Genomic DNA, 14,188 nt, shown 5'->3' with positions numbered 1-14,188 from the left:
GAACAAATCCATTGCAACGCTTCAAGCGACCAACGGGGGCTTGCGTCACCTCTGTTTAATTGTTAGCTTCTGGCAAAATGTTAACGATAACATTTGCTCTAACAATAAAAACAAAACAGAGACTCACGCCATGAAAATGCTCCCAAAAACCCTGTGTTTACTGGCTTTCGGCATCAATTTCGGTGCTCAAGCCTTTGCCGCCACGCCGCCCGCGCCCATTCGTATCGGCGCCTCCTTCCAGGAAATCAACAACCCCTATTTCGTCACCATGAAAAACGCTCTGGAAGAAGCCGGCGCGACCATCGGTGCCAAGCTGATCATCACCGACGCCCGCCACGACGTGTCCAAGCAGGTCAGTGATGTTGAAGACATGCTGCAAAAAGGCATCGATATCCTGCTGATCAACCCTACCGATTCGGTCGGCGTGCAGTCCGCCGTCAAGTCGGCCCACGCCGCAGGTGTCGTGGTGGTAGCAGTGGATGCCCAGGCGGACGGCCCGCTGGATTCGTTCGTGGGCTCGAAGAACTTCGACGCGGGCTTCCAGGCGTGTGAATACCTGGCGAAGACCATCGGTGGCAAAGGCAATATCGCCATCCTCGACGGCATCGCCGTGGTGCCGATTCTCGAACGTGTGCGCGGTTGCAAAGAGGCGGTGGCCAAGCACCCGGACATCAAGATCGTCAGCATCCAGAACGGCAAGCAGGAGCGTGACCAGGCGCTGACCGTGACCGAAAACATGCTGCAGGCCCAGCCGACCCTCAAGGGTATTTTCAGCGTGAATGACAACGGCTCCCTCGGTGCGCTCTCGGCCATCGAAGCCAGCGGCATGGACGTGAAACTGGTGAGCGTCGACGGCGCGCCGGAAGCGATCAAGGCGATCCAGAAACCCGGCAGCCATTTCATCGCCACCTCGGCCCAATACCCCCGCGACCAGATCCGCCTCGCCCTGGGCATTGCCCTGGCCAAAAAGTGGGGCTCTCAAGTCCCGGCCAGCGTGCCGGTGGACATCACCTTGATCGACCAGGCCAAGGCCAGGGATTTCAGTTGGTAAACCCCCCAGGCCCCACGCGGTCCGTGGGGCTCAGGTCTTCCTTCTGAATACGAGGTCGGCGGTATGAGCAGTCTTCTGAAGCTGGAAAACATCTGTAAGCGTTACCCGGGGGTACAGGCCCTCAAGTCCATCAACCTGCAAGTGGAGCGTGGCGAAATCCATGCCTTGCTGGGGGAAAATGGCGCGGGCAAATCCACCCTGATGAAGATCCTCGGCGGCGTCGAGCATCAGGACGAAGGGCAGATCCTCATCGACGGCCAGGCGCAGCAGTTCGCGACTTACCGTGATGCCATCGCCGCCGGTATCGGCATCGTGTTCCAGGAGTTCAGCCTGATTCCCTACCTCACGGCGGTGGAAAACATCTTCCTCGGCCATGAGTTGAGCAACCGCTTCGGCCTGTTGCGCAAACGTGAAATGACCGAGGCGGCGCAGGCGTTGTTTCAGCGTTTGGGGGTGAGTATCGACCTGCATTGCGCGGTCAAGCACCTGAGCGTGGCCGAGCAGCAGTTCGTCGAGATCGCCAAGGCCCTGGCCCTGGACGCACGCCTGCTGGTACTCGATGAACCCACCGCGACGCTGACGCCCAGCGAAGCCGAGCTGCTGTTCGAGATCATGCGAGAACTCAAGCGCCAGGGCGTGGCGGTGATTTTTATCTCGCATCACCTGGAAGAGATCTTCCAGGTCTGTGACCGCATCAGCGTGCTGCGCGACGGCGGCAATGTGGGCGTCACCGACGTGGCCGACAGCGATATCGACCGCCTGGTGGAGATGATGGTGGGGCGCCGCCTGGAGTGCAGTTTCCCGCCCAAGCCCAGTGCCGAGCGCGGCCCGCTGTTGCTGGAGGTCAAAGACATCCAGCTGGTGCGCAATGGCCCACACAACAGCTTCCAACTGCACAAGGGCGAAATCCTGGGCTTTGCCGGGCTGGTGGGCTCGGGCCGTACCGAACTGGCCCTGGGCATGATGGGCGCGTTGCCGTCGGTGAGCAAAGAGGTGTGGTTGCGCGGCGAAAAAATCAGCCTCGATGACCCGGCCCAAGCCTTGGCGCACGGCATCGGCCTGCTGCCGGAAAGTCGCAAGAGCGAGGGGCTGATCACCGATTTCAGCATTCGCGAAAACATCTCCCTGAACAACCTGCCCAAATATCAGAACGCCTCGGGTTTGATCGACAAGGCCAAGGAGTGCGCCAGCGTCGAAGCGCTGATGCGCCAGCTGTCGATCAAGGCGCCCAGCGGTGAAAGTCGCGTGCTTAACCTCAGCGGCGGCAATCAGCAAAAAGTCGTAATCGCGCGCTGGATCAACCACCACTGCGAGGTGCTGGTATTCGACGAGCCCACCCGCGGCATCGATGTCGGCGCCAAGGCGCAGATCTACGCGCTGATGCGCAGCCTCACCGAACAAGGCTACGCAATCATCATGATTTCCTCCGAATTGCCCGAAGTCATCGGCATGTGCGACCGCGTCGCCGTGTTCCACAAGGGCGCGATCGTCAAGGTCCTGGAAGCGTCCGCCGTCAATCCTCAAGAGGTCATGCGCCATGCAACAGGGGGCTCAAGTGAATACGTCCATTAACACCGCAAACACCGGCCGCTTGCGCCTGAATGTGGCACGGCTGCTGCGCTCGCCGGCGTTCTATCCCTTCGTCGGGCTGGTGGTGGTGACCCTGGTGATGATCCTTGCCAGCGACACCTTCCTCACCGCCAGCAACCTGTCCAATATCGCTCGCCAGGTATCGATCAACGCGATCATCGCGGTGGGCATGACCTGCGTGATTCTTACCGGTGGCATCGATTTGTCGGTGGGGCCGGTGATGGCGTTATCCGGCACGCTCACGGCCGGTTTGATGGTGGCCGGTGTGCCGCCCGGCCTGGCGATTGGCGCCGGGTTGCTGGTAGGCGTGGCGTTCGGCATAGGCAACGGGCTGTTCGTGGCTTACCTGCACATGCCACCGATCATCGTCACGCTGGCGACCATGGGCATCGCCCGTGGGTTCGGGCTGATGTACACCGACGGCTACCCGATTTCCGGGCTGCCGGAGTGGTTCGCCTTTTTCGGGCGCGGCAGCGTGTTCGGTATGCAGGTGCCGATCCTGATCATGTTGCTCACTTACCTGGCCGCCTATGTGCTGCTGCAACACACGCGTATAGGCCGCTACATCTACGCCATCGGCGGCAATGAAGAAGCGGTGCGTTTGTCCGGGGTGCGTGCGGCGCGCTTCAAGCTGCTGGTGTACGGCATCAGTGGCCTGACGGCGGCGATAGCCGGGCTGGTGCTCACCTCGCGGCTAATGAGCGGCCAGCCCAATGCTGGTGTGTCGTTCGAGCTCGATGCGATTGCCGCCGTGGTACTCGGCGGTGCATCGATCGCCGGCGGGCGCGGGGTGATCGTCGGCACCTTGCTCGGCGCCATGCTGCTGGGCGTGTTGAACAACGGCTTGAACATGCTTGGCGTATCGCCTTACGTGCAGAGCGTGATCAAGGGCGGGATCATTTTGCTGGCGATCTTTATCAGCCGTCAGCGCCATCGATAAATACCTCACTACACAGGATCGAACACCATGGACAAGCACACCCACATGCAAGCCGTCGTCTGCCACGGCCCGAAAGACTACCGCCTGGAACGCATCGGCAAACCCCAGGCCCGCGCCAATGAGCTGGTGATCCGCATCGCTGCCTGCGGTATCTGCGCCAGTGACTGCAAGTGCCACTCCGGCGCGGCGATGTTCTGGGGCGGTGACAACCCCTGGGTCAAGGCGCCGGTGGTGCCGGGACATGAATTTTTTGGCTACGTAGTGGAGGCGGGCGAGGGCGCCGAGGAACACTTCGAGGTCAAGGTCGGCGACAAGGTCATCGCCGAACAGATCGTGCCGTGCGGCAAGTGCCGTTTCTGCAAGTCGGGCAAATACTGGATGTGCGAAGTGCACAACATTTTCGGCTTCCAGCGTGAAGTGGCCGAAGGCGGCATGGCCCAGTACATGCGTATTCCCAAGACTGCCATCGTGCACAAGATCCCTGAGGCGGTGTCCCTGGAGGATTCGGCGCTGGTGGAGCCCATGGCCTGCTCGATCCACACCGTTAACCGCGGCGATATCCAGCTCGATGACGTGGTGGTGATTGCCGGTGCGGGCACCCTTGGCCTGTGCATGGTCCAGGTTGCCGCGTTGAAAACCCCGAAAAAGCTGGTGGTGATCGACATGGTCGACGCGCGCCTGGAACTGGCGAAAAAATTCGGTGCCGATGTGGTGATCAATCCCGCCCGTGACAACGCCCGCGAGATCATCAATGGCCTCACCGACAACTATGGTTGCGATGTCTACATCGAGACCACGGGGGTACCGGCCGGCGTCACCCAGGGCCTGGACCTGATCCGCAAGCTTGGGCGGTTTGTGGAGTTCAGCGTGTTTGGCGCCGAGACCAGCGTGGACTGGTCGATCATCGGCGACCGCAAGGAACTCGATGTACGCGGCGCGCACCTGGGGCCGTATTGCTACCCGATTGCCATCGACCTGTTCGAGCGTGGCCTGGTCACGTCCAAAGGCATCGTCACCCACGATTTCCCGCTGGACGACTGGGCCGAAGCGTTCGAACTGGCGAACTCGACCAAGTCGATCAAGGTGCTGTTGAAACCGGTGCTGCCCGCCCATGAGTAACAACATGAACTACGTCATGGGTGTCGACATCGGCACCCAGAGCACCAAGGCGCTGCTGGTGGATGCCCAAGGCACGATCATTGCCCAGCACAGCCAGGGCTATCGCGTGGATACCCCCAAAGTGCGCTGGGCCGAGCAATGGCCGCAGGTGTGGCTGGACGCCGTGCAGGCCTGCGTTGCCCAGTGCATGGCCAAGGCTGGCGTGCCGGCGGGGCAAGTCAAGGCGCTGTGCATCAGCAGCCTGTACGGCGGCTCGGGGATTGCCGTGGATGCGCAGATGACACCGTTGCACCCGTGCCTGATCTGGATGGACCGCCGCGCTGGCGAGCAGGTCGAGTGGGTGCGTGAGCATGTGGATCTGGAGCGGCTGTTCGCGGTCACCGGCAACTCGGTGGACAGCTACTACGGTTTCACCAAGATGCTCTGGCTCAAGCAGCATCAACCGCAGGTGTGGGCGAACACTCGCTACCTGCTGCCGCCCAACAGCTACATCAACTGGTGCCTGACCGGCGAGTTGGCGGTGGACCACAGCAGCGCCGGCAATATCGGCGGTGTCTACGACGTGGCGGCGCGCAACTGGTCAGGCGAGATGCTGGATGCGCTGGGTATTGCGCGGTCGATGATGCCCGAGCGGTTGGTGTATTCCGGTGAGGTGGTGGGTGAGCTGTTGCCGGACTGGGCGGCACGCCTGGGTTTGCAGGCGGGCATGCCGATCCTCGCCGGCGGCGTAGATGCGGCCATGGCCACCCTGGCCGCAGGCGTCACCCAGCCGGGTAATCATGTGGCGATGATCGGCACCAGCATGTGCTGGGGCTACCTCAACCAGCAGGTGGATGCGCACCACGGCCTGGTGAGCATGCCGCATGTCTATAACGGCCACCGCGACCTGTACATCTTCGGCGGTGCGATCACCGCCGGAGCGTCGGTCAGCTGGTTTCGCGAGCAGTTCTGCCAGGCCGAAGAGCAGCAAGCCCAGGCAACCGGGCAAGACAGCCTGGTGCTGCTGGAGCAGAGTGCCAGGAAGATCCCGGCGGGCAGTGAAGGCGTGGTGTTCCTGCCGTACCTGATGGGCGAGCGCAGCCCGGTATGGGACGACCGCGCCAGCGGCAGTTTTGTCGGGCTCAACCTGTATCACAGCCGCATTCACCTGTACCGCGCGGTGCTGGAGGGCGTGAGTTTTGCCCTGCGCCACAATATCGAAGCGGGCACCCAGGGCGCGCATTCCCTTGACCCGCGTTTGATCGTGGTGGGTGGGGCCAGCCATTCGGATTTGTGGATGCAGATCATTGCCGATGTCACCCGCTACCCGGTGTACACCATTGTCCAGGAGGTTGAAGCGGCTTTGGGCGCGGCGTTGCTGGCGGCGCATACGGTGGGGTTGGTCAGTGATGAGGCGATGGACACAGGCTGGGTGCAACTGGAGCAACGGGCGCAGCCCAAGCGCGAGAATGTCATGGCCTATGACCGGGCGTTTACTGAGTACCTGAAGCTGTATCCGGCCCTGAAACCGATCATGCACAACCTGCAAGCTACCTGACCCAACACGGTTAAAAATGTGGGAGGGGGCTTGCTCCCTCCCACAGTGGATCTTCATTGTTCTTGGGATTTCTATCTATGAACGCAGTCTTCAACTTCACCCACCAGCGCATCCTCGTCACCGGCGCCAGCAGCGGCATCGGTCGCGAAATCGCGCTCCAACTGATCAACAACGGCGCCGAAGTCTTCGCCCTTGGCCGCGACGCCCAAGCGTTGGCCGAACTGGGCTGCCACTCCCTCTGTGTGGACATTGCCGACAGCGCAGCCCTCGATAAAGCGCTGCAAGACCTGCCCCTCATGCACGGCCTGGTCAACTGCGCCGGCATCTCGCGCCTGGAACCCGCCGCTGCCATCAGCGCCGAGGCTTTCGACCAGGTAATGAACGTTAACGCTCGCGCCGCGGCCCAGGTGGCCAGTCGTGTCGCGGCAAAGATGATCGCGGCGAACGTCGCCGGCAGTATCGTCAACGTCTCAAGTCAGGCGTCGTTGGTGGCACTGGATGACCATCTTGGTTACTGCGCCTCCAAGGCTGCGCTGGATGCGATCACCCGTGTGCAGTGCGCTGAGTGGGGCCGTTTTGGTATCCGCGTCAATGGCGTCAACCCCACGGTGACCTTGACGCCGATGGCAAGCATGGCCTGGTCCGACCCGGCCAAGCGCGATCCGGCGCTGGCGGCGATCCCCTTGGGGCGTTTTGCGCAACCGGCGGAAGTGGCGTTGCCGGTGCTGTTCCTGCTGAGCGACGCAGCCAGCATGATCAGCGGCGTGAGCCTGCCCATCGACGGCGGTTACACCAGCCGCTAGCCGTTTTCCAACTGGCCGGCGATGACCACCTTGTCCCGCGGCTTGTACGGATCTTCCAGGCGATCGAGCAGCAAACGTACCGCGCTGCTGCCAGCCAGTGACGCGTCGTGGGCCACGCAGGCGATCGGCACGCCAAAGATATCGGCGAAGGGCAGGCGGTCGATGCCGCAGATGGTCAGGCTGTCATGGGAGATGTTGTGCATGCGCAGTGCGCGCAGTGCGCCGAGGGTGATCAACTGGTTAAAACCCATGATCGCGTCCGGCGCCGAATGTTCGGCGAGGTAGTCCAGGGTGTGCAGGTAGGATGGCATCAGCGTGTAGTCGCCCGCCTGCACTTCAACGTGCACCTGGGGATGCTCGGCCAGCACTTCGCGCAAGCCTTTGAGGCGCTCCACGGTGATGCGCGAGTGCTCGGGGCCGGTCAGCACCAGCAGGCGCTTGAGGTGCGGCGTCTGGCGCAACAAGTAGTGCGCGGCCTGGATGCCGCTGTGGTAGTTGTCGAGCACCACGCGGCTGAACGGGCTATCGTGGATCGTACGATCCAGCAGCACCACGGGGGTCTTGCCGTTACCCAGGCGTTCCAGGTAGTCGGGCTGGTAGCTGGGCTCATCGGAGACCGGCGACAGGATGATCCCCGCCACGCGGTAACCCAGCAGCGTATCGACCGCCTTGCTTTCCAGTTCTTCCAGTTCGTCGGTATCCACCAGCATGATGGTGTAGCCGTGCTTTTTCGCCTCGCGGGAAATCGCCTTGATCATCTCGCTGTAGAACGGGTTGTCGACCGACGCGGTGATCACGCCGATGATCAGGCTTTCACTGCGCTTGAGCCCGCGCGCGAAGGCGTTGGGCACGTAGTCGAGTTCGCGTGCCACCTCCAGGATGCGCGCCAGGGTCGCGGGTTTGACCAGGTCAGGTTTGCTCAGCGCCCGGGACACGGTGATGGTGGTCATGCCGACCCGTTTGGCAATGTCGCTGATGGTGACGGACTTTTTCTTGTTCATCGGTAAGGCTGCGAGAGGACACATCAGCAGGCTAGCATGTGTGCAGGCCCAGTGTGATTCAAATCAGCGGGTCCCAGCGTTGCGACCAGTCACCTTCAGCCTTGACCACCTCGCGCAGCAACGCCAGCGCCTGCTGCAACACCGCCGAATCTCGCGCCCGCGAATACACCAGGTAAGTCGGGAAACTGAACTCCGGCGCCTTGGGCACGCGCTGCATCACGCCACTGTCCAGATAGCTTTGCACCACCCGCGTGCGGAAATACCCGGCGCCGCCGTTTTCCAGGATGTACTGCAGCGCCAATGGGCCCAGGTTGAAACTCACGGCGGCACGTGCGCGGTCGGGCAGGGCGGCGTCATGCTGCTGGCGGAAACCCTGGCCCCAGTCGATATACACATAGGGCTCGGGTTTGCTCGCCAATTGCACCAGGATCAGTTTTTCTTCCAGCACTTGCTCTACCTGCAAACCTGGCCAGTACTGCGGCTGGAACACCAGCGCGGCATCGAGCACGCCCAACTCCAGTTGACGCAACAGGTACTCGCCCTCGCGAATTTCGGTACGCAGTGCATGTCCGGGAATATGCTCGCGCAGCGCCTTGGCCCAACCGAGCATCAGCGGGTTGCACAGGCTGACCTCACCGCCGATATGCAGCACATTGCGATAGCCATCGGGTAACGGCAGGTCACGGCGTGCCGCTTCCCAGGTTTGCAGCAACTGGTTGGCGTACACCACAAAGGCCTCGCCATCGGCGGTCAGGCGTGCACCGGCACGGTTGCGAATAAACAGCGTGCTGCCCAACTGGCTCTCCAGGTTCTTGACCCGGGCGGTGATGGCAGTCTGGGTGACGTGCAGTTTCTCCGCCGCTGCGGCGAGGCTGCCGCAGCGGGTGATTTCGAGGAAGGTGCGTGCCAGTTCGATGTCCATGAAGCCCCCCGGAAGATGAATGGAGGGCATTGTAGTGGAATGCGGTAAAAACTGTGGGAGCGGGTATGCCTCCCACATTTTCGATTGAATCTCAGCTCAGGGTTTCAGGGGCTTGCAAATGCTCGGTAGGGAAGGCTTTTGCATAGGCATGACACACCCTCAACACCTGCTCATCGGCAAACCGCGCAGCCACCACATGCAACCCCACCGGCAAACCATTGGCGGCCAACCCGCACGGCACCGACGCAGCCGGTTGCTGGGTGAGGTTGAAGGGGTAGCTGAACGGCGTCCATTGCATCCACTCGTTCATCCCCGAGCCGGGCGGTACGTTGTGCCCGGCTTCGAACGCGGTAATCGGCATCATCGGCGATACCAGCACGTCGTAGTGCTCATGGAACGCCGCCATGCGCGCAACCAGTGCGGCGCGCGCTTGCAGGGCGGCGTTGAAGTCGTCCAGGCTCAGACGCTCGCCCCGTTGCGCAATACGCAGCAGCCCTGGGTCCAGCAGTTGCTTTTGCGCATCGCTCATCGCCCCGGTCAGGCGCGCGGCACCGGCGGCCCACAGGGTGCTGAACACCTCAAGCGGGTCGCTGAAACCCGGGTCGATCTGCTCGACATGGGCGCCCAATTGCACCAGGCGCTCCACCGCCTGGGTGACGACCTTGGCGACTTGCGGGTCGACATCCACATAGCCGAACGTGGGGCTATAAGCCACGCGCAAGCCCTTCAGATCCGTCCCTGGGGTGAGCCAGGGCGTGGTCCTTGGCGCCCCGATCAGGCCATCGCGCACATCCATTTGTGCCACGGTCTGTAGCATCAGGACGCTGTCTTCCACGGTGCGGGTCATGGGCCCAAGATGCGAGAGGATGGTCATGGAACTGGCCGGCCACTGCGGTACATAACCGAAGGTTGGCTTGATCCCGAACGTTCCGGTGAACGCACACGGGATGCGAATCGAGCCGCCCGCATCGCTGCCCTGATGCAACACGCCGAGGTTCAACGCCGCCGCCGCCCCAGCGCCACCCGACGAGCCGCCCGCGGTGGTGCGTGTATCCCACGGGTTGCGGGTGATGCCGTACAGCGGGTTGTCGGTGACGCCTTTCCAGCCGAACTCCGGGGTGCTGGTCTTGCCCAGCAGCACCGCACCGGCCTTGCGCATGAAGTGCGAGAAGGGCGCGTCCACATTCCAGGGCCCCTCGGCGGATGAGGTGCGCGAGCCCTTGCGCGTGGGCATGCCGAGGGTCAGCGTGAGGTCTTTTATAGACGCTGGTACGCCATCCAGGGCGCCGCAAGGGGCACCTTTTAACCAACGTTGTTCCGAGGCCCGCGCCGCGTTCAATGCACCCTCAGGATCGACATGGCAGTAGGCGTTCACCACCGGGTTGTAGCGTTCGATGCGCAGCAACGCATCTTCGGTGACCTCTACCGGTGACAAGCTCTTGTCGCGATAATGCTTGAGCAGTTGCACCGCCGTCAGTTGGCCGATCTCACTCATGCTTGAACTCCCTGAGCCGCGTTGACCATGGCCCGCAGCAACACCGCGCAGCCAGCCGCCAGATCATCCGGCGCGGCGTTTTCGATTTCGTTATGGCTGATGCCGCCTTCGCACGGCACGAAGATCATCCCGGCGGGGCCCCGTTCGGCGACGAAAATCGCGTCATGCCCAGCGCCGCTGACGATGTCCATATGGCTCAAGCCCAAGGCCCTCGCGCCATCGCGCACGGCATTGACGCAGGCCGGGTTGAAGTCCAGCGGCGGGAAGTCGGCGGTGGGTGTCAGTTCAAAGGTCAAGCCGTGTCGGTCGGCCGTGGTTTCGATCACTGCGCGTACTTCATCGACCATGGCTTGCAGTTTGTCCCCATGCAGGTGACGCAAGTCGAGGGTCATCTGCACCTGGCCGGGAATCACATTGCGCGAACCCGGGTGCAGGCTCAGGCAACCAACGGTGCCGCAGGCATGGGGCTGTTGTTGATGGGCGATACGGTTGACCGCGCTGACCACCTCGGCGGCGCCGACCAGGGCATCCTTGCGCAGGTGCATCGGGGTGGGGCCGGCGTGGGCTTCGACGCCTGTGAGGGTCAGGTCGAACCATTTCTGGCCCAGGCAGCCCATGACCACGCCGATAGTGGTGGCCTGGTCTTCCAGTACCGGGCCTTGCTCTATATGGGCTTCGAAGTAGGCGCCGACCGGATGGCCCAGAACCGTACGGGAACCGGCATAGCCAATGCGCTGTAGTTCGGCACCTACCGACAGGCCCTGGTCGTCGCGTTTGTCGAGGGTGTCCTGCAAGTCGAACTTCCCGGCAAACACCCCGGAGCCCATCATGCACGGCGGGAAGCGCGAGCCTTCTTCGTTGGTCCACACCACCACTTCAATCGGCGCCTGGGTCTGGATCTGCAAGTCATTCAAGGTGCGGATCACTTCCAGCCCGGCCATCACCCCGTAGCAGCCGTCGAACTTGCCGCCGGTGGGTTGGGTGTCGATGTGGCTGCCGGTCATCACCGGGGGCAGGGCGGGGTTGCGTCCGGCACGACGCGCAAAGATATTGCCGATGGCGTCGACAGTGACGCTGCACCCAGCCGCTTCGCACCACTGCACAAACAGGTCGCGGGCCTGGCGGTCCAGATCGGTGAGGGCCAGGCGACACACGCCACCCTTGGCCGTGGCGCCGAGTCGGGCCAGGTCCATCAGCGATTGCCACAGGCGGTCACGGTTGATCAGCGGGGCGTTGCTCTGGAGCGGTTGCGCAACACTATTCATCAGAGATCTCCAGTCAGGCACTCAAGGCCAGATAACGGTTCTTGATCGACGGGTCGGCACGGAAGTCAGCGGCGCTGCCTTCGTACACCACGCGGCCCTGTTCGAGTACGTAATGACGGTCGGCGAGCTTGTCGCAGACCATCAGGTTCTGCTCCACCAGCAGCACCGGCAGGCCGTCGTCCTTGACCTTGCGCAGGATCTTCACCAGCTCGTCGACGATCACCGGGGCCAGGCCCTCGGTGGGTTCGTCGAGGATCAGCAGCTTGGGGTCGTTGAGCAGGGCGCGGGCGATGGCGAGCATTTGCTGTTCGCCGCCGGATAGCGCATGGCCGGCGTTTTTGCGCCGTTCCTTGAGGCGCGGGAACATGGCGTATACATCGTCCAGTTGCCAACGGCTGCTTTTGCGTACGGCGATGCGCAGGTTTTCCTCGACGCTGAGCAGGCGGAAAATCCCGCGGTTCTCCGGCACCAGTGCCAAGCCCTGGCGTGCAATTTCAAAGATTTTCTGCCCCACCAGCGCCTGGCCATTGAAGTGAATCTGGCCCTGACGCGGGCAAATGATGCCGAGGATGCTGCGCAGGGTGGTGGTCTTGCCGGCGCCATTGCGACCCAGCAGGGTCACCAGTTCGCCAGGGTTGACGGTCAATGACACGCCTTCCAGCACATGGCTCTTGTCGTAGTAGGAATGGATATTCTCGACGATCAGCATCAGGCGGCCTCCCCAAGGTATGCAGTGCGCACACGTTCATCGGCACGCACGAAATCTGGCGTGCCTTCCACCAGGATCTGGCCGTGGCTCATTACCGTAATGCGTTGGCTGATGGACATGACAATGCTCATGTTGTGTTCGATCAGCAGCACCGTGTGGTCGCGGCCGAGGTCGCTGATCAGTTGGGTCATGATCGGGATGTCGTCGATGCCCATGCCCGAAGTGGGCTCGTCGAGCATCAGCAGTTTGGGTTTGGAGCAGATCGACATGCCCACCTCCAGTACCCGCTGCTGGCCGTGGGACAACTCGCCGGCCAGGGTGTCGGCGCGGGCAGTGAGTTGCAGGCGCTCAAGGACCTGGTCGGCCATCTCCAGGTGTTCGCGCTTGCTGTCCACTCGGCGCCAGAAGTTCAAGGCCCGGGCGCCATCGCGGCCCTGGGCGGTCAGTCGCAGGTTTTCGCGCACGCTGAGGTTCTGGAACAGGCTGGTGAGCTGGAACGAACGCGCCATGCCCAGGCCGACGCGGGCATGGGCGGGCTTGCGCATCAGGTTGTTGCCGTCGAAATGGATCGCTCCGGCAGTGGCCTGGCGCTCACCTGTCAGGCAATGAAACAGGCTGGTCTTGCCAGCGCCATTGGGGCCGATAATGGTGTGGATAGTGCCGGCCTCGACCTTGAGGTTGACGCCATTGACCGCATGGAACGCGCCATAGGCCAGTTCCAGGTTCTGGGTTTCCAGCAGGATGCTCATAGCCCTGGCTCCTTGGCGACGGCCGCAGTTTTGCGATTGCCGCGCAGCTTCTCGAACAGCGACGCCAGGCCGCCCCACAAACCGCCGCGCATGAAGATCACCACCAGGATCAGGATCACCCCCAGCAGCATCAGCCAGCGCGGCCACAGGTCGGAGAGGAAATCCCCCAGCAGCACAATGGAGCCGGCGCCCAGCAATGAGCCGAACAACGAGCCCGTGCCGCCGACGATGGTCATGATCAGAATGTTCTCGGACATCGCCAGGTCAATATTGGACAGTGGCACAAAGTGCAGCAGCATGGCGTACAGCGCCCCGGCAATCCCGGTGACCGCCCCGGACAGCACGAACACCAGGATCTTGAAGTGCCGCGTGTCGTAGCCGATGGCCGAGGCCCGGGTTTCGTTCTCACGGATCGCCATCAGCGTGCTGCCGAACGGCGAAGCGATCACCCGGCGAGCGCCGATAAAGATCAGCAGGAACAGCACCGCGACAAATCCATAGAAGGCACGGGCATCGGCCAAGGACAGCAGCACGGTTTCACCCACACGGATTTCCGGGCGCGGCACGCTGAGCAGGCCGTTGTCGCCGCCGGTCCAGTCGCTCAGGGTGTAGGCGACGAAATAGGCCATCTGGCTGAACGCCAGCGTGAGCATCACGAAGTAAATGCCGGTGCGCCGAATCGCCAGGGCGCCCACCAGCAATGCCAGGAAACCGCCGGCGATTGCGGCACCCAGCAGTGCGGTGAACAACCCCAGTTGCAGGTGGATCATCAGCAACGCCGCGCAGTAGGCGCCGGCCCCGAAGAAGATGCCTTGGCCGAATGACAGCAAGCCGGTGTAGCCCAGCAACAGGTTGCAAGCCAGGGCGGCCATGGCAAAGATCAGGATCTCGGTGGCCAGGGTTGCCGAGGGCAGTATCAACGGCAGGCCGATCAGCACCGCCAATACCCACAGCAGCATCGCTTTGGATTGGGTTTTGGCAAACGGCAGGGGATTTTTCTCGCTCAT

At 62.5% G+C, this 14,188-nt stretch carries 13 protein-coding genes; 6 read left to right on the top strand and 7 right to left on the bottom strand.

Going from position 1 to position 14,188, the window contains the following annotated elements:
* The first annotated feature begins 130 nt into the window (after nt 1–130).
* The 6 genes from QMK52_RS23580 (at nt 131) to QMK52_RS23555 (ending at nt 7,040) form a co-directional block, all read left to right on the top strand.
* Entirely contained in the window at nt 131–1,051 is a 921-nt protein-coding gene (locus QMK52_RS23580) for a substrate-binding domain-containing protein (protein ID WP_320403507.1), read from the top strand.
* A 63-nt stretch (nt 1,052–1,114) separates the two neighbouring features.
* Complete coding sequence (locus QMK52_RS23575) at nt 1,115–2,623, top strand: sugar ABC transporter ATP-binding protein (protein ID WP_320403506.1); 1,509 nt, start codon at nt 1,115–1,117, stop codon at nt 2,621–2,623.
* Nucleotides 2,589–3,581 (top strand): ABC transporter permease, encoded by a 993-nt coding sequence (locus tag QMK52_RS23570; RefSeq protein WP_078821149.1) that lies wholly within the window; start codon nt 2,589–2,591, stop codon nt 3,579–3,581. Before QMK52_RS23575 ends, QMK52_RS23570 begins: the two co-directional genes overlap by 35 nt.
* Before the next feature lie 27 nt (nt 3,582–3,608).
* Entirely contained in the window at nt 3,609–4,700 is a 1,092-nt protein-coding gene (locus QMK52_RS23565; RefSeq protein WP_320403505.1) for an alcohol dehydrogenase catalytic domain-containing protein, read from the top strand.
* A 4-nt stretch (nt 4,701–4,704) separates the two neighbouring features.
* Nucleotides 4,705–6,237 carry an FGGY-family carbohydrate kinase gene (locus tag QMK52_RS23560; protein ID WP_194440503.1) on the top strand — a complete coding sequence of 511 codons (1,533 nt, stop codon included), beginning with the start codon at nt 4,705–4,707 and terminating at the stop codon, nt 6,235–6,237.
* A 77-nt stretch (nt 6,238–6,314) separates the two neighbouring features.
* On the top strand, nt 6,315–7,040 hold the full coding sequence (locus QMK52_RS23555; protein WP_194440504.1) for an SDR family oxidoreductase: 726 nt from the start codon (nt 6,315–6,317) through the stop codon (nt 7,038–7,040).
* Here QMK52_RS23555 and QMK52_RS23550 read toward each other — a convergent pair.
* From QMK52_RS23550 to QMK52_RS23520, 7 genes are all read right to left on the bottom strand, one after another.
* Nucleotides 7,037–8,041: a LacI family DNA-binding transcriptional regulator gene (locus QMK52_RS23550; protein WP_320403504.1), complete on the bottom strand. Its 1,005-nt coding sequence runs from the start codon at nt 8,039–8,041 to the stop codon at nt 7,037–7,039. The genes QMK52_RS23555 and QMK52_RS23550 overlap by 4 nt on opposite strands.
* Nucleotides 8,042–8,099: 58 nt before the next feature.
* Nucleotides 8,100–8,963 carry a LysR family transcriptional regulator gene (locus QMK52_RS23545; protein WP_005787511.1) on the bottom strand — a complete coding sequence of 288 codons (864 nt, stop codon included), beginning with the start codon at nt 8,961–8,963 and terminating at the stop codon, nt 8,100–8,102.
* A gap of 91 nt (nt 8,964–9,054) precedes the next feature.
* On the bottom strand, nt 9,055–10,458 hold the full coding sequence (locus tag QMK52_RS23540) for an amidase (protein ID WP_194440505.1): 1,404 nt from the start codon (nt 10,456–10,458) through the stop codon (nt 9,055–9,057).
* Nucleotides 10,455–11,723, bottom strand: a complete 1,269-nt coding sequence (locus QMK52_RS23535) for a Zn-dependent hydrolase (protein WP_320403503.1) — start codon at nt 11,721–11,723, stop codon at nt 10,455–10,457. Before QMK52_RS23535 ends, QMK52_RS23540 begins: the two co-directional genes overlap by 4 nt.
* A gap of 13 nt (nt 11,724–11,736) precedes the next feature.
* The gene (locus QMK52_RS23530; RefSeq protein WP_005787517.1) at nt 11,737–12,432 is read right to left on the bottom strand and encodes an ABC transporter ATP-binding protein; all 696 of its coding nucleotides are present in this window, start codon (nt 12,430–12,432) and stop codon (nt 11,737–11,739) included.
* Nucleotides 12,432–13,181, bottom strand: coding sequence for an ABC transporter ATP-binding protein (locus tag QMK52_RS23525; protein ID WP_320403502.1), 750 nt, complete (start codon nt 13,179–13,181; stop codon nt 12,432–12,434). Before QMK52_RS23525 ends, QMK52_RS23530 begins: the two co-directional genes overlap by 1 nt.
* Nucleotides 13,178–14,188, bottom strand: coding sequence for a branched-chain amino acid ABC transporter permease (locus tag QMK52_RS23520; protein ID WP_005787521.1), 1,011 nt, complete (start codon nt 14,186–14,188; stop codon nt 13,178–13,180). The genes QMK52_RS23525 and QMK52_RS23520 overlap by 4 nt, the downstream gene beginning before the upstream one ends.

The sequence above is a fragment of the Pseudomonas sp. P9_2 genome (assembly GCF_034008255.1).
In the GTDB taxonomy this organism is placed as follows: Bacteria; Pseudomonadota; Gammaproteobacteria; order Pseudomonadales; family Pseudomonadaceae; genus Aquipseudomonas; species Aquipseudomonas synxantha_A.
This window is presented reverse-complemented; position numbering and strand designations above follow the sequence as displayed.

Excerpts from the sequence above, each read along its gene's own strand:
- QMK52_RS23570 (WP_078821149.1), top strand. The coding sequence starts at position 2,589 with ATGCAACAGGGGGCTCAAGTGAATACGTCCATTAACACCGCAAACACC.
- QMK52_RS23560 (WP_194440503.1), top strand. The coding sequence starts at position 4,705 with ATGAACTACGTCATGGGTGTCGACATCGGCACCCAGAGCACCAAGGCG.
- QMK52_RS23535 (WP_320403503.1), bottom strand. The coding sequence starts at position 11,723 with ATGAATAGTGTTGCGCAACCGCTCCAGAGCAACGCCCCGCTGATCAAC.
- QMK52_RS23520 (WP_005787521.1), bottom strand. The coding sequence starts at position 14,188 with ATGAGCGAGAAAAATCCCCTGCCGTTTGCCAAAACCCAATCCAAAGCG.
- QMK52_RS23540 (WP_194440505.1), bottom strand. The coding sequence starts at position 10,458 with ATGAGTGAGATCGGCCAACTGACGGCGGTGCAACTGCTCAAGCATTAT.
- QMK52_RS23565 (WP_320403505.1), top strand. The coding sequence starts at position 3,609 with ATGGACAAGCACACCCACATGCAAGCCGTCGTCTGCCACGGCCCGAAA.
- QMK52_RS23580 (WP_320403507.1), top strand. The coding sequence starts at position 131 with ATGAAAATGCTCCCAAAAACCCTGTGTTTACTGGCTTTCGGCATCAAT.
- QMK52_RS23550 (WP_320403504.1), bottom strand. The coding sequence starts at position 8,041 with ATGAACAAGAAAAAGTCCGTCACCATCAGCGACATTGCCAAACGGGTC.
- QMK52_RS23555 (WP_194440504.1), top strand. The coding sequence starts at position 6,315 with ATGAACGCAGTCTTCAACTTCACCCACCAGCGCATCCTCGTCACCGGC.
- QMK52_RS23530 (WP_005787517.1), bottom strand. The coding sequence starts at position 12,432 with ATGCTGATCGTCGAGAATATCCATTCCTACTACGACAAGAGCCATGTG.
- QMK52_RS23525 (WP_320403502.1), bottom strand. The coding sequence starts at position 13,181 with ATGAGCATCCTGCTGGAAACCCAGAACCTGGAACTGGCCTATGGCGCG.
- QMK52_RS23545 (WP_005787511.1), bottom strand. The coding sequence starts at position 8,963 with ATGGACATCGAACTGGCACGCACCTTCCTCGAAATCACCCGCTGCGGC.
- QMK52_RS23575 (WP_320403506.1), top strand. The coding sequence starts at position 1,115 with ATGAGCAGTCTTCTGAAGCTGGAAAACATCTGTAAGCGTTACCCGGGG.